Genomic DNA, 22,552 nt, shown 5'->3' with positions numbered 1-22,552 from the left:
ATGGCGGATCAGGCTGCGGATCAGGACAAGATCATCGGCTACCTGAAGCGGGTGACGGCCGATCTGCACCAGACACGGCAGCGCCTGCGCGAGGTCGAGGCCCAGGAGCCGGAGCCGATCGCGATCGTCGGCATGGCCTGCAGGTTCCCCGGCGGCATCCAGTCGCCGGAGGGCTTGTGGGACCTGGTCTCCGGCGGCCGGGACGCCATCACCGACTTCCCGGTCGACCGGGGCTGGGACATCGAGTCGCTGTACGACGCCGACCCCGACCAGCGGGGCACCTCGTACACCCGCGAGGGCGGATTCCTCGACGGCGTCGGCGAGTTCGACGCCGGGTTCTTCGGGATCAGCCCCCGCGAGACCCTCGGCATGGACCCGCAGCAACGCCTGCTGCTCGAAACGTCCTGGGAGACCTTCGAACGCGCCGGCATCGACCCGGTGACCCTGCGCGGCAGCAAGGCCGGCGTGTTCATCGGCACCAACGGCCAGGACTATCCCGACCTGCTGCGCGACGGCGTCCCCCAGGGCGTCGAGCAGTACCTCCTCACCGGGAACGCCGCCAGCGTCGTCTCCGGCCGACTGTCCTACACCTTCGGCCTCGAAGGTCCCGCGGTCACCATCGACACCGCCTGCTCGTCGTCCCTCGTCGCCCTGCACCTGGCCGTGCAGGCCCTGCGGTCGGGGGAGTGCTCCCTGGCCCTGGCCGGTGGTGTCACGGTCATGTCCAGCCCGCGCGCCTTCGTGCAGTTCAGCCGGCAGCGCGGCCTCGCCCCCGACGGCCGGTGCAAGCCGTTCGCCGACGGCGCCGACGGCACCGGCTGGGGCGAGGGCGTCGGCATGCTCCTCGTGGAGAAGCTCTCCGACGCCCGCCGCAACGGCCACCAGGTCCTCGCCGTGGTCCGCGGCACCGCCGTCAACCAGGACGGCGCCTCCAACGGGCTCACCGCCCCCAACGGCCCGTCCCAGCAGCGCGTCATCCGCCAGGCCCTGACCAACGCCGGACTCACCCCGGCGCAGGTCGACGCCGTCGAGGCGCACGGCACCGGCACCACCCTCGGCGACCCCATCGAGGCCCAGGCCATCCTGGCGACCTACGGGCAGAACCGGCCCGAGGGCCGGCCGCTGTGGCTCGGCTCCATCAAGTCGAACATCGGGCACACCCAGGCCGCCGCCGGCGTCGCGGGCATCATCAAGATGGTCGAGGCGATCCGGCACGGCGTCCTGCCCGAATCCCTCCACATCGACCAGCCGTCCTCCGCCGTCGACTGGGCCACCGGCGACGTCCAACTCCTCGACCGGTCCGTGCCGTGGCCCGAGACCGGCCAGCCGCGCCGCGCCGGCATCTCCTCGTTCGGCGTCAGCGGCACCAACGCCCACACCGTCATCGAGCAGGCGCCGCCCGCCGAACCGGCCACCACCGAGCCGGACGGTACGGGCACGGGCGACACCACCGCCGCGCGGGCCGCCACCGGGCCCGTGCCGCTGCTGATCTCCGGCCACGGCGACGACGGCCTGCGCGCCCAGGCCGACCGGCTCGCCGCCCACCTGCGCGCCCACCCGGCACTCGCCGACGGCCCCGCCGCCCTCACCGACCTCGGACTCTCCCTCGCCACCAGCCGCTCCGCGCTGGACCGGCGGGCCGTCCTCCTCCCCGCCGACCGCGACGGGCTCCTCACCGACCTCGACGCGCTCGCCGCCGGCGAGCAGCCCCCGACCGGCGTCGTCGGCGCCGTCGGCGAGGGCAACACCGCCTTCCTGTTCACCGGTCAGGGCAGCCAGCGCCCCGGCATGGCCCGCGAACTGTACGCGACGCACCCGGTGTTCGCCCGCGCCCTCGACGAGGTCCGCGACGCCCTCGACACCCACCTCGAACGGCCCCTGTACGAGGTCCTGTTCGCCGAGCCCGGCACCGCCGCGGCGGCCCTGCTCGACGAGACGGCCCACACCCAGGCCGCACTGTTCGCCGTCGAGGTCGCCCTGCACCGGCAGCTCGAACAGTGGGGCGTGCGACCCGACTTCCTCATCGGGCACTCCATCGGCGAACTCGCCGCCGCCCACGTCTCCGGCGTCCTCACCCTCCCCGACGCGGCCGCCCTCGTCGCCGCCCGCGGACGCCTGATGCAGGCGCTGCCCACCGGCGGCGCGATGATCGCCGTCGAGGCCACCGAGGAGGAGGTCGGCCCGCTCCTCACCGACCGGATCTCCATCGCCGCGGTCAACGGCCCCCGCTCCGTCGTCGTCTCCGGCGACGAGCACGACGCCACGGAACTCGCCGAGACCCTGCGGGCCCGCGGCCGCCGCACCAAGCGGCTCACCGTCAGCCACGCCTTCCACTCGCCGCTCATGGACGGCATGCTCGACGCGTTCCGCGAGGCCGCCGAAGCCGTCACCTACGCGCCGCCCGTCATCCCGATCGTCTCCAACCTCACCGGCGCTTCCGTCACCGCCGAGGAGATCTGCACCGCCGACTACTGGGTCCGGCACGTCCGCGAAGCCGTCCGCTTCCTCGACGGGATACGCGGCCTGGCCGCCCTCGGCGTCACCACCTTCATCGAGGTCGGCCCCGGCGGCGTGCTCACCGCCCTCGCCCAGGATTGCCTCGGCGACGAGGACGGCCACACCGACGCGGTGTTCGTGCCCGCGCTGCGCGCCGACCGTCCCGAAGCCGCCGCGTTCACCGCCGCCGTCGCCCGCGCCCACGTCCACGGCATCCGCGTGGACTGGTCCGCCGTCTTCGCCGGCCGCGCCGGCACCCGCGTCGAACTGCCCACGTACGCCTTCCGGCGACGCCTGTACTGGCCCGAGCAGCTCACCGCCTGGACCGGCGACGTCACCGCCGCCGGCATCGGCTCCGCCGACCACCCGCTGCTCGGCGCCGCCATCTCCCTCGCCGACGGCGACGGCTACCTGTTCACCGGCCGGCTCTCCCTGGCCACCCACCCGTGGCTCGCCGACCACACCGTCATGGACACCGTGCTGCTCCCCGGCACGGCCTTCGTGGAACTCGCCCTCCGCGCCGGCGAACACACCGGCTGCGAACTCCTCGACGAACTCACCCTCCAGGCCCCCCTGGCCCTGCCCCCGCACGGAGGCATCCAGATCCAGCTCGCCGTCGACGCCCCCGACGCCGACGGACGACGCTCCCTGACCCTGCACTCCCGACCCGAGGACGCCGCCGACGACACCTGGGGCGAAGGCGCCTGGACCCGCCACGCCACCGGCTTCCTCGCCCCCGCCGCCCGCGACACCGCACGCACCGGCGCCGACCTCGCCGCATGGCCCCCGCAGGGCGCCACCGCCGTACCCGTCGAGGGCCTCTACGAACACCTCACCGCCTCCGGCTTCGCCTACGGGCCCGTCTTCCAGGGCCTCACCGGCGCCTGGCAGCGCGCCGACGAGGTCTTCGCCGAGATCCGCCTGCCCGAGCAGGCACACGCCGAAGCAGCCCTGTTCGGCCTGCACCCGGCCCTCCTGGACGCCGCCCTGCACGCCGTCGGCATGGGCGACCTGCTGGAGGACACCGAACACGGCCGACTGCCGTTCTCCTGGAGCGGCGTCACCCTGCACGCCGTCGGCGCGCGTTCCCTGCGCGTACGGCTGGCCCCCGCCGGCCAGGACACCGTCTCCGTCGACCTCGCCGACGAGACCGGTGCCCCCGTCGCCACCGTCGACGCCCTGCTGCTGCGCCCCGTCACCCCCGACCAGGTGCGCGCCGCCCGCACGACCTTCCACGACTCGCTGTTCCGCGTCGAGTGGACCCCGCTCGCCCTGCCCGCCGCGACCACCGTCGCCCCCGGCCAGTGGGCCCTGCTCGACGCGACCGCGACCGACGCCGTGGCCGGCTCCCGGTTCACGACCGTGCTGCCCACCGCCGCCACCCACACCGGCCTCGCCGAACTGGCCGCCGCGATCGAGGCCGGCGGCCCCGTACCGCAGGCCGTCGTGGTCCCCCTGCCCGCCACCGGCACCACCTCCCCGACCCCCGTCGACAGCACGCTGCCCGCCGCCGTCGCCGGAGCCCTGCACCACGCCCTGGACCTCGCGCAGGCCTGGCTCGCCGACGACCGCCTCGCCGACTCCCGGCTCGTGTTCGTCAGCCACGGAGCCGTCGCCACCACCGCCGGCTCCGACGTCCCCGACCTGGCGCACGCCCCGCTGTGGGGCCTGCTGCGCTCCGCCCAGTCCGAGCACCCCGACCGGTTCGTGCTCGTCGACCTCGACGACCGCGACGAGTCCCTGCGCGCACTGCCCGCCGCGCTCGCCACCGGTGAGCCGCAACTCGCCCTGCGCGAGGGCCGCGCCGTCGTCCCCCGGCTCGGCCGGGTCCCCGCCGGGCCCACCGCCGAAGGACACGGGACCCGCCCCCTCGACGTCGACGGCACCGCCCTCGTCACCGGCGCCACCGGCACCCTCGGCGGGCTCGTCGCCCGCCACCTGGTCACCGCGCACGGTGTCCGCAGCCTGCTGCTGACCAGCCGCCGCGGCGAGGCCGCCACCGGCGCCCCCGAACTCCTCGCCGAACTGCGCGCCCTGGGCGCCGAGGTCACCCTCGCCGCCTGCGACGCCGCCGACCGCGCCGCGCTCGCCGCGCTCCTGGACTCCGTACCGGCCGCACACCCCCTGACCGCCGTCGTCCACACCGCCGGCGTCCTCGACGACGGCATCCTCGAAGCGCTCACCCCCGACCGCATCGACCACGTCCTGCCCGCCAAGGTCGACGCGGCCGTCAACCTGCACGAACTGACCCGCGACCTCGACCTCGCCGCGTTCGTCCTGTTCTCCGCCGCCGCCGGCACCCTCGGCGCGGCCGGCCAGGCCAACTACGCCGCAGCCAACACCTTCCTCGACGCCCTCGCCCACCGGCGCCGCGCCGAAGGCCTGCCCGCCACCGCCCTCGCCTGGGGCCTGTGGGCCGAACGCAGCGCCATGACCGGCGACCTCGCCGACACCGACCTGGAACGCATCGCCCGCGCCGGCGTCGCCGCCCTGTCCTCCGCCGAGGGCCTCGCCCTCATGGACACCGCCCGCACCGGCGGCGAACCCACCGCCGTCCCCATGCACCTCGACCTCGCCGCCCTGCGGCAGGCCGACGCGAGCATGGTCCCCCCGCTACTGCGCGGCCTCGTCCGACCCGCCGCACGCCGGACCGCCGCCGACCGGGGCGCCGCCCCCGCCGACGGCCTCACCGAGCGGCTGCTGCCACTGACCGCCGCCGAACGCGACCGGCTGCTGCTCGCCACCGTCCGCGTACAGGTCGCCGCCGTCCTCGGCTTCCCCGGCCCCGACGCCGTCGACCCGGGCCGCGCCTTCAAGGAACTCGGCTTCGACTCGCTCACCGCCATCGAACTGCGCAACCGCCTCGGCTCCGCCACCGGCGTCCGCCTGCCCGCCACCCTCGTCTTCGACTACCCCACCCCGAACGCCCTCGCCGCGTTCCTGCGCACCGAACTCCTCGGCGACCTGGCCGCACCCGCGCAGCCCACCACCGCGGGCACGCAGGCCGTCGCCGACGAGCCCATCGCCATCGTCGCCATGAGCTGCCGCTACCCCGGAGGCGTCAGCACCCCCGAGGAACTGTGGCAACTCGTCGCCGGCTCCGTCGACGCGATCTCCCCGTTCCCGACCGACCGCGGCTGGAACCTCGACGGGCTGTACGACTCCGACCCCGGCCGCGCCGGCACCTCGTACACCCGCACCGGCGGCTTCCTGCACGACGCCGCCGACTTCGACCCCGACGTCTTCGGCATCAACCCGCGCGAAGCCCTCGCCATGGACCCGCACCAGCGGCTCCTGCTGGAAACCTCCTGGGAGGTGTTCGAACGCGCCGGGCTCGACCCGGCATCGATGCGCGGCAGCCGCACCGGCGTCTTCGCCGGCGTCATGTACCACGACTACCTGACGCGCCTCCCGGCCGTCCCCGAGGGCCTGGAGGGCTACCTCGGCACCGGCACCGCGGGCAGCGTCGCCTCCGGCCGCATCTCCTACACCTTCGGCCTGGAGGGCCCGGCCGTCACCATCGACACGGCCTGCTCCTCCTCCCTCGTCGCCCTGCACCTGGCCGCGCAGGCCCTGCGCAGCGGCGAGTGCGACATGGCGCTCGCCGGCGGCGTCACCGTCATGTCCACCCCGGACACCTTCATCGACTTCAGCCGTCAGCGCGGCCTGTCCACCGACGGCCGCTGCAAGTCCTTCTCAGCCGACGCCGACGGCACCGCCTGGGCCGAGGGCGCCGGCATGATCCTCGTCGAGCGGCTCTCCGACGCCCGTCGCAACGGTCACCCCGTCCTCGCCGTCGTCCGTGGCACCGCCGTCAACCAGGACGGCGCCTCCAACGGCCTGACCGCCCCCAACGGCCCGTCCCAGCAGCGCGTCATCCGCGAAGCCCTCGCGCACGCCGGCCTGAGCGCCGCCGACGTCGACGCCGTCGAGGCCCACGGCACGGGCACCACCCTCGGCGACCCCATCGAGGCCCAGGCCCTCCTCGCCACCTACGGCCAGGGCCGCCCCGCGGACCGGCCGCTGCGCCTGGGCTCCATCAAGTCCAACATCGGCCACACCCAGGCCGCCGCGGGCGCCGCCGGCATCATCAAGATGGTCCAGGCGATGCACCACGGCGTCCTGCCCGCCTCCCTGCACATCGGCGAGCCGTCCCCGCACATCGACTGGAGCGCGGGCGCAGTCGAACTCCTCACCGAGGCCGCCCGCTGGCCCGACACGGACCGCCCCCGCCGCGCCGGCATCTCCTCGTTCGGGGTCAGCGGCACCAACGCCCACGTCATCATCGAGCAGCCGCCCACCGACCAGGACACCGAAGCACCCGCCCCCACCGGCACCGACCCGGCCGGGAACACCGACGTCACCGAGGGCGCCCCGCTCCCGTACGTCCTCTCCGGCCGCACCCCCGAAGCCCTGCGCGCCCAGGCCACCCGCCTCGCCGACCACCTCGTGCGACACCCTGACACCGACGCCACCGACGTGGCGTTCTCCCTCGCCACCACCCGCACCGCCCTGGACCGCCGCGCCGCCGTCGTCGCCGCCGACCGGGACGACCTCCTGACCGGACTCGAAGCGCTCGCCGCGGGCAAGGACAGCGCCCGACTCGTCCGCCACGACACCGCCGACGGCCGCCTCGCCGTCCTCTTCACCGGCCAGGGCAGCCAACGCCCCGGCATGGGCCGTGAACTGTACGCCGCCCACCCCGCGTTCGCCACCGCCCTGGACGAGGTCTGCGCCGCCCTCGACCCGCACCTCGAACAACCCCTCAAGGAAGTCCTGTTCGACGAGGACGACACCCGCCTGAACCGGACCGGCCACACCCAGCCCGCCCTCTTCGCCCTGGAGACCGCGCTCTACCGACTCGTCGAATCATGGGGCGTGCGCCCCGACTTCGTCGCCGGCCACTCCATCGGCGAGATCACCGCCGCGCACGTCGCGGGCGTCCTCACGCTCCCCGACGCGGCCGCCCTCGTCGCCGCCCGCGGTCGCCTCATGGAACAACTCCCCGAGGGCGGCGCGATGATCGCGCTGACCGGCACCGAGGACGAGGTCCGCCCGCTGCTCGCCGGCCACGAGGACCGCATCGGCATCGCCGTCGTCAACTCGGCCTCCTCCGTCGTCATCTCCGGCGACGAGACCCTCGCCCTGGAGATCGCCGCCGAGTTCGAACGACGCGGCCGCCGCACCAAGCGCCTCACCGTCAGCCACGCCTTCCACTCCCCGCTCATGGACGGCATGCTCGACGCCTTCCACGACGTCGCCGCCTCCCTCACCTACCACGCGCCCACCGTCCCCGTCGTCACCCACCTCACCGGGACCGTCGCCGGCGAGGAACTGCGCACCCCCGAACACTGGGTCGCGCACGTCCGCGAAGCCGTCCGCTTCCTCGACGGCATCCGCACCCTGGACGCCGAACACGTCACCACCTACCTCGAACTGGGCCCGCAGGGCGTCCTGTCCGGCCTTGGCCGCGACTGCCTCACCGACACCGACACCGGGGCCGGTACCGGCCCCGCCGCGGACACCGTGTTCGTACCGGCGCTGCGCCGCGACCGCGGCGAGGCCGCGGCGCTCGCCGAGGCCGTCGCCGCCCTCCACACCCGCGCCGTCCCCCTCGACTGGACCGCGTACTTCGCCACGACCGGCGCCCGCCGCACCGACCTGCCCACCTACGCCTTCCAACGCCGCAGGTTCTGGCTGGAGGCACCCGCCGGACACATCGGCGACGTCGAATCGGCGGGCCTCGGCGCCGCCCACCACCCGCTGCTCGGCGCCGCCGTACCGCTCGCCGACGGCGAGGGCTTCCTGTTCACCGGACGCCTCTCCCTCGACACCCACCCCTGGCTCGCCGACCACGCCGTCATGGGCACCGTCCTGCTGCCCGGCACCGCCTTCGTCGAACTCGCCATCCGCGCCGGCGACCAGGCCGGCTGCGACGTCCTGGAAGAACTCACCCTCGAAGCACCGCTGATCCTCGCCCCGCACACCGCGGTACGCCTCCAGATCGTGGTGGGCGCACCCGACCACGAAGGCCGCCGCACCCTCGACCTGTACTCCGGCGACCCCGACGCCGCCGACGACGAGCCCTGGACCCGGCACGCGGCCGGTGTCCTCGCCACCGGCGCGCCCCGCCCCGCCTTCGACCTCACCACCTGGCCCCCGCCCGGCGCCGAGGCCGTCACCGTGGACGGCCTGTACGAGCACCTCGCCGGCGGCGGCTTCGCCTACGGGCCCGTCTTCCAGGGCCTGCGCGCCGCCTGGACCCTCGGCGACGACGTCTACGCCGAGGTGGCCCTGCCCGACGACCGGCAGGGCGACGCCGGCCGGTTCGGCCTGCACCCGGCGCTGCTCGACGCCGCCCTGCACGCCACCTTCGTCCAGCCTTCCCCCGAAGCGGACCGCCAGGGCCGGCTCCCGTTCTCCTGGCGCGGGGTGTCCCTGCACGCCGTCGGCGCGTCCGCCCTGCGGGTGCGCCTCACCCCCGACGGCGACGACAGCATCTCCCTGCAACTCGCCGACACCACCGGCGCGCCCGTCGCCGCGGTCGACCACCTCGTGCTGCGGCCCGTCTCCGCCGACCGGCTCACCGCCGCCTCCCGCACCGCGCACCACGAGTCACTGTTCCGCGTCGAGTGGGCCACGGTGCCGCTGCCGGCCGTCCCGGCCACCGAGGAGACCCCCTGGGTCGTGGTGGGCGCCGACGCCGACGCGCTGCCCGGCCCCGTCCACGCCGACCTCGCGGCACTCGCCGCCGCCGTCGACGCGGGCACGGACGCCCCCGCGTACGTCCTGGCCCCCTGCCCGCCGGCCGGCGGCGGGACCCCTCTCACCACCGACGCCGTCCACGCCGCGTCGCACCGGGCCCTCGCCCTCGTCCAGGGCTGGCTCGCCGACGACCGGTTCGCCACCTCCCGCCTGGTGTTCGTCACCCGGGGCGCCGTCGCCGGCCAGGGCGACTGGGACCTCACCGACCCGGCCCACGCCGCCGCCTGGGGCCTCGTCCGCTCCGCCCAGTCGGAGAACCCCGACCGCTTCGTCCTCGCCGACCTCGACACCGGCGCGACCGGCCCCGACGCCACCCTCCTCACCGCGGCCCTCGCCACCGGCGAACCGCAGTTCGCGATCCGCCGGGGCACCGTCCACGCCCCCCGCCTCGCCCGGATCCCCGCCACCACCCCGCTGACACCGCCCGCGGACGGCGCCGCCTGGCGCATGGACATCGTGGACAAGGGCACCCTCGACCACCTCACCCTCGTCCCCAGCCCCGAATCCGAAGCACCCCTGGAACCCGGCCAGGTACGCGTCGCCGTACGCGCCGCCGGCCTCAACTTCCGCGACGTCCTCAACGCCCTCGGCATGTACCCCGGCGACCCCGGCCTGATGGGCAGCGAAGGCGCCGGCACCGTCCTGGAGACCGGCCCCGGCGTCACCGACCTCGCCCCCGGCGACCGCGTCATGGGCATGCTCCCCGGAGCGTTCGGCCCGCTCGCCGTCGTCGACCGCCGCATGATCGCCCCCATGCCCGAGGGCTGGACCTTCGCCGAGGCGGCGGCCGTCCCGATCGTCTTCATGACGGCCCACTACGCCCTGCACGACCTCGCCGGCCTGCGCGAGGGCGAAACCCTCCTCGTGCACGCCGCGGCCGGCGGCGTCGGCATGGCCGCCGTCCAACTGGCCCGCCACCGGGGCGCCGACGTCTACGCCACCGCCAGTCCCGCCAAGTGGGACACCCTGCGCGGACTCGGCCTGACCGACGATCGGATCGCTTCCTCCCGCACCCTCGACTTCGAGGACACCTTCCGCACCGCCACCGACGGCCGCGGCGTCGACGTCGTCCTCGACTCCCTGGCCCGCGAGTTCGTCGACGCCTCCCTGCGGCTCCTGCCGCGCGGCGGCCGCTTCGTGGAGATGGGCAAGACCGACGTACGCGACCCCCGAGAGGTCGCCGCCACCCACCCCGGCGTCACCTATCAGGCCTTCGACCTCACCGAAGCCGGCCTCGACCGCATCCAGGAGATGCTCACCGAGCTGCTCGGCCTCTTCGAGGCCGGCGCCCTGAAGCCCATCCCCGTCTCCGCCTGGGACCTCCGTCAGGCACCCGAGGCGTTCCGCTACCTCAGCCAGGCCCGCCACACCGGCAAGATCGTCCTGACCGTGCCCGCCGCATGGAACCCGGAAGGCACCGTCCTCATCACCGGCGGCACGGGCACACTCGGCGCACACGTCGCCCGACACGCCGTCACCGCCCGCGGCGCCCGCCGCCTCGTCCTGACCAGCCGCCGCGGCGAACATGCCGCCGGCGCCCGCGAACTCGCCACCGAACTGCGCGACCTGGGCGCCGACGTCACCATCGCCGCCTGCGACGCCGCCGACCGCGACGCGCTCGCCGCCCTGCTCGACACCATCCCCGCCGAACACCCGTTGACCGCCGTCGTCCACACCGCCGGCGTCCTGGACGACGGCATCGCCGAGGCACTCACGCCCGAACGCCTCGACACCGTCCTGCGCCCCAAGGCCGACGCCGCCCTCCACCTCCACGAACTGACCCGCCGCCTCGACCTCGCCGACTTCGTCCTCTTTTCCTCCGCCGCCGGCACCTTCGGCGGAGCCGGACAGGCCAACTACGCCGCCGCGAACGTCTTCCTCGACGCCCTCGCCCGCCACCGCCAGGCCCACGGCCTGCCCGGCACCTCCCTCGGCTGGGGCCTGTGGGCCGAAGCCAGCGGCATGACCGGAGAACTCGACACCGCCGACAAGGACCGCATGACGCGCTCCGGCGTCCTCGGCCTCACCACCGAAGAGGGCCTCGCCCTCCTCGACACCGCCCACCGCACCGGCGACGCGCACCTCGTCCCCATGCAGCTCGACCTCGCACCCCTGCGCCAGGCCGACGCGAGCATGGTCCCCGCCCTGCTGCGCGGCCTCGTCCGCGCCCCCGCCCGCCGGGCCGTCGAAGCCGGCACGGCCCGCACCGGAACCCCGCTGGTCGAGCAACTCGTACGGCTCCCCGAGCCCGAACGCGACACGCTCCTCCTCGACCTCGTACGCGACCAGGTGGCGGCCGTACTCGGCCACGCCACCCCCGACGCCGTCGAACCCGGCCGCGCGTTCAAGGACCTCGGCTTCGACTCGCTGACCGCCGTCGAGTTCCGCAACCGCCTCGGCGCAACCGCCGGCGTCCGCCTGCCCGCAACCCTCGTCTTCGACTACCCGACGCCCACCGTCCTCGCCGCCTACCTCAAGGACGAACTCCTCGGCTCCGAAGCCGCCGCAGCGGCCGCCGCCCTCCCGCACCACCCGACCGGCGCCGCCGACGCCGACGACCCCATCGCGATCGTCGCGATGAGCTGCCGCTTCCCCGGCGGCGTCCGCAGCCCCGAGGACCTGTGGGAGCTGCTCGCCGAAGGCCGCGACGGCATCGCCGACCTCCCCGCGGACCGCGGCTGGGACACCGAGGCGCTGTACGACCCGGACCCCGACAACCCCGGCACCTCCTACGCCCGCGAAGGCGGCTTCGTCTACGACGCCCACCACTTCGACCCCGGCTTCTTCGGGATCAACCCGCGCGAGGCCCTCGCCATGGACCCGCAGCAGCGGCTCCTCCTGGAAACCTCCTGGGAGGCGTTCGAACGGGCCGGCATCGACCCGACGGCCCTGCGCGGCCAACAGGTCGGCGTGTTCGTCGGCCAGATGCACAACGACTACGTCTCCCGCCTGAACACCGTCCCCGAAGGCGTCGAGGGCTACCTCGGCACCGGCGGCTCCAGCAGCATCGCCTCCGGCCGCGTCTCCTACACCTTCGGCTTCGAGGGCCCCGCCGTCACCGTCGACACGGCCTGCTCCTCCTCCCTCGTCGCCCTGCACCTGGCCGCGCAGGCCCTGCGCTCCGGCGAATGCTCGATCGCCCTCGCGGGCGGCGTCACCATCATCACCACCCCGGACGTCTTCACCGAGTTCAGTCGGCAGCGCGGTCTCGCGGCCGACGGCCGCTGCAAGCCGTTCGCCGCCGCCGCCGACGGCACCGCCTGGGGCGAGGGCATCGGCATGCTCCTCGTCGAGCGGCTCTCCGACGCCCGCCGCAACGGCCACCAGGTACTCGCCGTGGTCCGCGGCACCGCCGTCAACCAGGACGGCGCCTCCAACGGGCTCACCGCCCCCAACGGCCCCGCCCAGCAGCGCGTCATCCGCCAGGCCCTCGTCAACTCTGGCCTGACCGCGTCCGAAGTGGACGCCGTCGAGGCGCACGGCACGGGAACCCGGCTCGGCGACCCGATCGAGGCCCAGGCACTGCTGGCCACCTACGGCCAGGACCGACCCGAGGACAACCCCCTCTGGCTCGGCTCCATCAAGTCCAACTTCGGCCACACGCAGGCCGCCGCCGGCGTCGCGGGCATCATCAAGATGGTCCAGGCGATGCGCCACGGCGTGCTGCCCCGCACCCTCCACGTCGACGAGCCCTCCCCGCACGTCGACTGGTCCGCGGGCGCGGTCTCCCTCCTCACCGAGCAGCGCCCCTGGCCCGAGACCGGCCGCCCCCGCCGCGCGGGCGTCTCGTCCTTCGGCATGAGCGGCACCAACGCGCACGCCATCGTCGAACTCCCGGCCGAACCGACGACCGTCCAGGCCACCCCCGACACCCCGGCAGCCCCGGCAGCGCTCCCTTGGCACCTGACCGGCCGCACCCCCGAAGCCCTGCGCGCCCAGGGTGAGCGCCTCCTGTCCCACCTGGACGCCCACCCCGACGCACAACCCACCGCCATCGGGCACTCCCTGGCCACCGGCCGGGCCGTCTTCGAACACCGCGCCACCGTCATCGCCTCGAACCCCGACGGATTCCGCACCGGCCTGACGGCCCTCGCGGAGGGCCGCACGGCCGCCGGACTCGTCCTGGGCTCACCGACCGCCGGCGAGAAGCTCGCCTTCCTGTTCACCGGGCAGGGCAGCCAGCGCCTCGGCATGGGGCGCGAACTGTACGACGCGTTCCCCGCGTTCGCGGCCGCGCTGGACGCGGTGTGTGAGGGGACCGATCTCGAACTGCCGCTGAAGAGTGTGCTGTTCGGGTCGGATGCGAATCTGCTGGACGAGACGCGGTTCACGCAGCCCGCGTTGTTCGCGGTCGAGGTGGCACTCTTCCGTCTCCTCGAATCGTGGGGTGTGAAGCCGGACTTCGTGTCCGGACACTCGATCGGTGAGATCACCGCCGCGCATGTGGCGGGTGTGTTGTCGCTGGACGACGCGTGCACGCTCGTCGCCGCACGTGCACAGCTGATGCAGGCGCTGCCCGGCGGTGGCGTGATGATCGCCGTTCAGGCCTCCGAGGCGGAGGTCCTGCCGCTGCTCACGGAGCGTGTGAGCATCGCGGCCGTCAACGGTCCGCAGTCGGTCGTGATCGCGGGTGACGAGGATGCCGCTCAGGCGGTCGTGGAGGCGCTCGGCGACCGGAAGAGCAAGCGGCTCACGGTGAGCCACGCGTTCCACTCGCCGCACATGGACGGCATGCTCGACGACTTCCGCCAGGTGGTGGAGGGTCTGTCCTTCGCCGCCCCGCGGATCCCGATCGTCTCGAACCTGACCGGTGCCCTGGTCGCCGACGGTGAGATGGGTTCGGCGGACTTCTGGGTCCGTCACGTCCGCGACGCCGTGCGGTTCCTCGACGGCGTACGCGCCCTGGAGGCCGCCGGGGTGACGACGTACGTCGAACTCGGCCCCGACGGCGTCCTGTCCGCCCTCGCCCAGGACTGCCTCTCCCGGGAATCCGCCTTCGCCCCCGCCCTGCGCTCCGGACGCGACGAGGCCGAGACCCTCCTCTCGGCGCTCTCCACGGCCTGGGTGCGCGGCGCCACCGTCGACCGCACCGCGTTCTACGCCCCGCTCGGGGCCCACCGCGTCGACCTGCCGACGTACGCCTTCCAGCGCACCGTTCACTGGCTCGACGCCGGCCGCGCGGACGGCGACGTCGGGGCGGCCGGACTCGGCACCACCGACCACCCCCTGCTCGGCGCCGAGGTCCAACTGCCCGATTCCGACGGCCACCTCTTCACCGGCCGGCTGTCACTGACCACCCACCCGTGGCTCGGGGACCACCGGGTCATGGGCGCCGCCCTCCTGCCCGGCACGGCCTTCGTCGAGCTGGCGCTCCGGGCCGGTGACCACGTCGGCTGCGACCTGGTCGACGAACTCACCCTTGAAGCACCGCTGGTACTGCCCGAGCAGGGTGGCGTACAGCTACGGCTCTCCGTCGGAGCCGCCGACCCCACGGGCAGGCGTCGCAGCCTCGCCCTCCACTCCCGCCCGGAGGGCGCGGACCCGGACGCGCCGTGGACGCGGCACGCCGTCGGCGTGCTCGCGGCCGGGGCCGAACCCGCCCCGCAGGGCCTCACCGAGTGGCCGCCCGCCGACGCGCGAGCCGTGCCGGTGGAAGGCCTGTACGAGGGCCTCGCGGACTCCGGCTTCGGCTACGGCCCGGTGTTCCGGGGCCTGCGGGCCGCCTGGCAGCACGACGGCACCTACTACGCCGAGGTCGCCCTGCCCGACGGCGCCGCCGCCGAGGCCGCACGCTTCGGCCTGCACCCGGCGCTCCTGGACGCCGCCCTGCACGCGCTCGGACTGGGCGCCGCAGACGGAACCGAAGGGCGGCTCCCGTTCTCCTGGTCCGGAGTCAGGCTGCACGCGGTCGGAGCCTCCGAGCTGCGGGTACGTCTGACCACCGCCCGGAACGGCGAGGTGGCCCTCACCATGGCCGACGCCACCGGAGCCCCGGTCGCCTCGGTCACCGGCCTGGCCCTGCGGGCCGTCGGCCGCGACCAGCTCACGGCCGGCCCGGACCTCACCCGTGACGCCCTGTTCCGCGTCGAGTGGACGGAGTCGGCGACGGACGGAACCTTCGACGACTGGTCGATGTGGGGAGAGGGCGACGGGACCGAGGCAGCCTCGGTGGTGTCGCTCCTGGACCACACCGACGGGGACGTTGCCGCCGTCGTGCACGCGGAGACCGGCCGCGCCCTGGGGATCCTCCAGGAATGGGCCGCTGCCGACGGGCCCGCCGATTCCCGACTGGTGTTCCTGACGCGGGGCGCGGTGGAAGCCGTGCCAGGCGAGGGCGTCCGGGACCTGGTGCACGCCGCTGTGCGGGGTCTGGTGCGTTCGGCGCAGTCGGAGAACCCCGGCCGCGTCGTGCTGGTCGACGTCGATGCCGACGGTGACGTGGAGGCGGCTCTCGCCGCCGCCCTCGCCTCGGGTGAGTCCGAGGTCGCGGTGCGCGACGGCGCGGTGCTGGTGCCGAGGCTGGCGCGTGCGTCGGCCGCCGGGGACGCGGCCGCCGGGTGGGATCCTGCGGGCACTGTCCTGGTGACGGGTGCGAGTGGTTCGTTGGGTGGGCTGTTCGCCCGTCACCTGGTGACCGAGCATGGCGTAAGGCACCTGCTGTTGGTGAGCCGTCGCGGTGAGGCCGCGGGTGGGGCTTCCGAGTTGTCGGCGGAGCTGACCGGCTTGGGCGCCGAGGTGTCGTGGGCGGCGTGTGATGTCGCCGATCGTGTCGCGCTGGCGGCCGTTTTGGCGTCGGTCCCGGCGGAGCACCCGCTGACGGGTGTGGTGCACACGGCCGGTGTTCTGGACGATGGTGTCATCGGTTCCCTGACCGGGGACCGCCTCTCGGCGGTGCTGCGTCCCAAGGTCGACGCCGCGTGGAACCTCCACGAGCTGACGGCAGGGCTGGACCTCTCCGCCTTCGTGTTGTTCTCGTCCGCCGCCGGTGTGTTCGGTGGTGCGGGGCAGGCCAACTACGCGGCGGCCAACACCTTCCTGGACGCCCTCGCCGCCCACCGCAACGCCCAGGGCCTGGCGGGCACCGCGCTCGCCTGGGGCCTGTGGACGGGCGTTGGCGGCATGGGCGGTGACCTGGCCGGCGGTGACCGCGAGCGCATCAACCGCGGCGGCATCGGCTCCCTCGCACCGGAGACGGGCCTGGCCCTCTTCGACGCGGCCCGCCGCACCACCGAGCCGCTGCTCGTGCCGCTCCCGCTCGACCTGGCCGCCCTGCGCGCCCAGGCCCGCAACGGCATCGTCCCCGACCTGCTGCGCGGCCTGGTCCGCGTACCGGCACGCCGGGCAGCGGGGCAGGCCGCCACGGCCGACGGATCCGCGCTCATCACCCGACTGTCGGCGCTCCCGCCGGCCGACCGGGACAAGGCCCTGCTGGACCTCGTCCGGACCGAGGTCGCCGCCGTACTCGGTCACGCCTCGACCGACGAGGTGTCGGCCGACCGGGCCTTCAAGGAGCTCGGCTTCGACTCCCTCACCTCCGTCGAACTCCGCAACCGACTCGGCGCCGCCACCGGCCAACGCCTGCCCGCCACCCTCGTCTTCGACTACCCCACACCGAGCGCGCTGGCGGCGTACCTGAGGACCGAGGTCCTCGGCCTGACCGGGGACGGCGACGCGGACACGGCCGGCGCCGCCACCGCCCTGCCGGTCACCCTCGGCGCCTCGTTCCAGGACGACCCGATCGCGATCGTCGGCATGAGCTGCCGCTATCCCGGAGGCGTCGAGACCCCCGAGGACCTGTGGCGCCTGGTGGCGGGAGGCATCGACGCCATCTCCGAATTCCCCCAGGGCCGCGGCTGGGACCTGGAGTCGCTCTACGACCCGGACCCGGACGGCAAGGGCACCAGCTACACCCGCTCGGGCGGCTTCCTGCACGACGCGGGCCGCTTCGACCCGGCGTTCTTCGGGATCTCGCCGCGCGAGGCCGTCGCGATGGACCCGCAGCAGCGGCTGCTGCTGGAAACCTCCTGGGAGGCGTTCGAGCGGGCCGGCATCGACCCGGCGTCCATGCGCGGCAGCCGCACCGGCGTGTTCGCGGGCGTCATGTACCACGACTACGCCACCCGCATCACCTCCGTACCCGACGGGGTCGAGGGCTACCTCGGCACCGGCAACTCCGGCAGCATCGCCTCGGGCCGCGTCTCGTACGCGTTCGGCCTGGAGGGCCCGGCGGTCACCGTCGACACCGCCTGCTCGTCGTCCCTCGTCGCCCTGCACTGGGCGATCCAGGCGCTCCGCAACGGCGAATGCACGATGGCGCTGGCCGGCGGTGTCACGGTCATGTCGACACCGGGCACCTTCACCGAGTTCAGCCGGCAGCGCGGTCTGGCCGCCGACGGCCGCATCAAGTCCTTCGCGGCGGCGGCCGACGGCACCAGCTGGGCCGAAGGCGCGGGCATGCTCCTCGTCGAGCGGCTGTCGGACGCCCGCCGCAACGGACACCCGGTGCTCGCCGTGGTCCGCGGCTCGGCGATCAACCAGGACGGCGCCTCCAATGGCCTGACCGCCCCCAACGGCCCCTCCCAGCAGCGCGTCATCCGCCAGGCCCTCGCCTCGGGCGGGCTGACCAGCGACATGATCGACGTGGTCGAGGCGCACGGCACGGGTACGACGCTCGGAGACCCGATCGAGGCGCAGGCCCTGCTGGCCACCTACGGACGCGAGCGCGCGGCCGACGAACCCCTCCTGCTCGGTTCGATCAAGTCGAACGTGGGCCACACGCAGGCCGCCGCAGGTGTCGCCGGCGTCATCAAAATGATCATGGCGATGCGGCACGGGATCCTGCCCAGGACCCTCCACGTCGACGAGCCGACCCCGCACGTCGACTGGGCGGACGGCGCCGTCAGCCTGCTGACGGAGGCCGTGCCGTGGCCGGAGACGGGCCGCCCGCGCCGGGCCGGTGTGTCGTCGTTCGGCATCAGCGGCACCAACGCGCACACGATCATCGAACAGGCTCCCGACGAGCCCGGGGCGAGTGCCTCGCCCACGACCGACCCCCGGTCCGCGCTGCCGTACGTGCTGTCCGCCAAGTCGGCCGACGCGCTGCGCGGCCAGGCGGCCCGCCTGCGGGCCCGCCTGGAGGAAGCGCCCGAGACCGGAGCCACCGACGTGGCCTACTCGCTGGCCACCCGACGCGCCGCGTTCGAACACCGTGCGGTGGTCGTGGCGGGCGACCGGGACGAACTCCTGCGCGGTCTGACCGCACTGGAGGACGCCGACCCGACCGCCACCGCGGTGACGCGCGGCACCCTGGGTGCGGCCGGCACCGGATCACTCGCCTTCCTCTTCACCGGGCAGGGCAGCCAGCGGATCGGGATGGGCCGCGAACTGTACGAAACCTTCCCGGTGTTCGCCGGCGCGCTGGACGCGGTGTGCGAACGGATGGCCCATGAACTCCCGTTGAAGGAGATCCTGTTCGGGTCGGACGCGGAGTTGCTGGATCGGACGGAGTGCACGCAGCCGGCGTTGTTCGCGGTCGAGGTGGCGTTGTTCCGTCTGCTCGAATCGTGGGGTGTGCGGCCGGACTTCGTGTCGGGGCATTCGATCGGTGAGATCGTCGCCGCGCACGTGGCGGGTGTGCTTTCCCTGGATGACGCGTGCACGCTGGTCGCGGCTCGTGGTCGGTTGATGCAGGCGCTGCCGGCCGGTGGCGTGATGATCGCGGTGCAGGCGTCGGAGGCGGAGGTTCTGCCGCTGCTGACCGACCGGGTGAGCGTCGCCGCGGTCAATGGTCCGCAGTCGGTGGTGATCGCGGGTGACGAGGACGCGGCGGCTATGGTCGTGGCGGCCTTCCCGGACCGCAAGTCCAAGCGGCTCACGGTGAGTCACGCGTTCCATTCGCCGCACATGGACGGCATGCTCGGGGACTTCCGCAAGGTGGTCGAGGGGCTGTCGTACGGGGCTCCGCGCATTCCGGTCGTCTCCAACCTGACCGGCGCGCTGATCACCGACGGTGAGATGGGTTCGGCGGACTTCTGGGTCCGGCACGTCCGCGAGGCGGTCCGTTTCCTGGACGGTGTCCGGACCTTGGAGGCCGCCGGGGTGAGCACGTACCTCGAACTCGGGCCCGACGGGATCCTCTCCGCCCTCGCCCAGGACTGCCTCACCCAGGACGGCGCGGCCCGCTTCGCGCCCGCCCTGCGAACCGGCCGCCCCGAGCCCGAAACCCTGAACACCGCCCTCGCCCTCGCCCACACCCACGGCGCGAGCGTGGACTGGGACGGCTACTTCGCCCCGACCGGCGCCCGCCCGATCGAGCTGCCCACCTACGCCTTCCAACGCGACTGGTACTGGCTCGACTCGGCCCCCACCGGCCAGTACGCCCCGGGCGACGCCACCGGCTTCGGACTCGGCACGACGGACCACCCCCTGCTCGGCGCGGCCGTCGAACTGCCCGACTCGGACGGCTTCCTCTTCACCGGTCGCCTCGCCGCGGCCACCCACCCGTGGCTCACCGACCACGCCGTCCTCGGATCGGTCCTCCTGCCCGGCACCGCCTTCGTCGAACTCGCGGTCCGAGCAGGCGACCAGGTCGGCTGCGACGTCCTGGAGGAGCTGACCCTGGAAGCCCCGCTCGTCCTCCCCGAGCGCGCCGGAATCCAACTCCGCCTCTCCCTCTCCGGAACAGACGAATCCGGCCGACGCGCCCTGTCGCTGTACTCCCGACACGAGGACAGCCCGGCCGACGAGCCGTGGACGCGGCACGCCACCGGCGTCCTCACCACCGGAGCCGACGCCCCGATCCCGCCGGCCGACCTCACCACCTGGCCGCCTACCGGAGCCGAACCGGTCGACATCGACGGCCTCTACGACGGGCTCGCCGCCGCCGGCTTCGACTACGGCCCCGCCTTCCAGGGCCTGCGCTCCGCCTGGCTGCACGGCGACGCCGTGTACGCCGAGGTGAGCCTCGACGAGGAGACCGCGGGAACGGCCGACTGGTTCGGCCTCCACCCGGCGCTCCTGGACGCCACCCTCCACGCCGCCGGACTCGGCTCCCTGGTCGAGAACACCGGTCAGGGCCGACTGCCCTTCGCCTGGAGCGGCGTACGGCTCCACGCGGCCGGCGCCTCCGCCGTACGGGTCCGGCTGGCCCCCGCCGGCCGCGACGCGGTGTCGCTGGAGCTCGCGGACCCTGCGGGTGCGCCGGTCGCCTCCGTCGCGTCGCTCGCCCTGCGGGCGGTCTCGCCCGAGCAGATCGGCGCCGCGCGCGGCGGCCGCCACGAATCGCTGTTCCGGATCGAATGGACACCGCTCCAACCGACCCCGGCACCCACGACCGAGCAGCGTCCCTGGGCCCTCCTCGGGGACGGTCACCCCGGGCTCGACGCGGTGGGCGTCCGCTACGAGACCCACGACAGTCTCGGGACCCTCGCGGACCCGACGCTGCTCTGCGTCCCGCTGCTCACGTCGACCGACCCGCGTGACGTGACGGGTGCGGTGCACGCCGAGACGGGCCGCGTGCTGGAACTCCTGAAGGAATGGCTGGCCGATGACCGCTTCGCGGACTCCCGCCTGCTGTTCCTGACGCGGGGCGCGGTGGCCACCGCACAGGGCGAGGACCTCCCGGACCTCGTACACGCCCCGGTGTGGGGTCTGGTCCGTTCGGCGCAGTCGGAGAACCCGGGCCGGATCGTCCTGGCCGACACCGACGGCACGGACGCGTCGTACCGGACCCTGGCCGCCGTACTCGCCTCGGGCGAGTCCGAGGTCGCGGTGCGCGACGGCGCGGTGCTGGTGCCGAGGCTGGCGCGGGCGTCGGCCGCCGCAGACGCCCCCGCGTCGGAGTGGAGTGCGGAAGGCACCGTGCTGGTGACGGGTGCGAGTGGTTCGTTGGGTGGGCTGTTCGCCCGTCACCTGGTGACCGAGCACGGTGTGCGGCACCTGCTGTTGGTGAGCCGTCGCGGTGAAGGTGCCGAGGGCGCTTCCGAGTTGTCGGCGGAGCTGACCGGCTTGGGCGCCGAGGTGTCGTGGGCGGCGTGTGATGTCGCCGATCGTGCCGCGCTGGCGGCCGTTCTGGCGTCGGTCCCGGCGGAGCACCCGCTGACGGGTGTGGTGCACACGGCCGGTGTTCTGGACGACGGTGTCATCGGATCCCTGACCGGCGAGCGTCTGTCGGCGGTGCTGCGTCCCAAGGTCGACGCCGCGTGGAACCTCCACGAGCTGACCGCCGGGCTGGACCTCTCCGCGTTCGTGTTGTTCTCGTCCGCCGCCGGTGTGTTCGGTGGTGCGGGGCAGGCCAACTACGCGGCGGCCAACACCTTCCTGGACGCCCTTGCCGCCCACCGCAATGCCCAAGGGCTCGCGGGTACCTCGCTCGCGTGGGGTCTGTGGGCGGAGACGGGTGGTATGGGGGACACCCTGGATTCGGAGGACGTCTCCCGGCTCGGTCGGGGCGGCGTGAACGCCTTGAGCGCCGCTGAAGGTGTCGCCTTGTTCGACGCCGCGCCGGCGACCGGGCAGTCGCTGCTGGTGCCCGTGAAGCTGGACCTCGGCGCACTCCGCGCCCAGGCGGGCACCGGCATGCTCCCGCCGCTGCTCACCGGCCTCGTCCGCACACCCACCCGCCGGACCGCAGGAAGCAACACCGCCGCCGGTGCCGACGGGGGAGCGGAACTGCGCGAGCGCCTCTCCGGACTCTCGCCGGCCGCACGGGACGAGTCCCTGTTGGAACTCGTCTGCACGTACGTCGCAGGAGTCCTCGGTTTCACCGGACCCGAAGCCGTCGACCCGGCACGGTCGTTCAACGAAGTCGGCTTCGACTCGCTGACCGCCGTCGAACTCCGCAACCGCCTCGGCGCCGCGACCGGCGTACGACTGCCCGCCACCCTCGTCTTCGACTACCCGACACCGACTGCACTCGTCGAATACCTCCGGGACGAACTCTGGCAGCACGGCGCGGCAGCCGTACCCCCACTGCTCGCCGAACTGGACCGGATGGAGAAGACGCTCGTCACCTCGACGCCCGACTCCGCCGGCCGCGACCGCATCACCGAACGCCTCCAGGCCCTGCTCACCGCATGGAGCGAGGCCGCGGACGCGGCGGCGGACCTGCCTGCCGAGCCCGACGGCCCCGATGTGGCCGAAGCCCTGGAGAGCGCCACCGACGACGACCTCTTCGACTTCATCGGCAAGGAGTTCGGCATCTCATGACGCGGCAGCTCCACCCCACCCCTTCCCACCACCCTGACTCCACGGCTTCTGTACGAGGGATGCACGCATGAACGAGGAAAAGCTC

1 protein-coding gene is annotated in these 22,552 nt (G+C 74.1%); it reads left to right on the top strand.

Annotated features, from left to right (window positions below; genetic code table 11):
- The gene (locus ACFVS6_RS35735; protein WP_389710668.1) at nucleotides 1-22,467 is read left to right on the top strand and encodes an SDR family NAD(P)-dependent oxidoreductase; all 22,467 of its coding nucleotides are present in this window, start codon (nucleotides 1-3) and stop codon (nucleotides 22,465-22,467) included.
- Nucleotides 22,468-22,552: the final 85 nt, after the last annotated feature.

Source organism: Streptomyces sp. NPDC057939, assembly GCF_042887545.1.
Classification (GTDB): Bacteria; Actinomycetota; Actinomycetes; order Streptomycetales; family Streptomycetaceae; genus Streptomyces.
The sequence above is the reverse complement of the archived record's forward strand: the minus strand, read 5'-3'. Positions and strand labels throughout refer to the sequence as shown.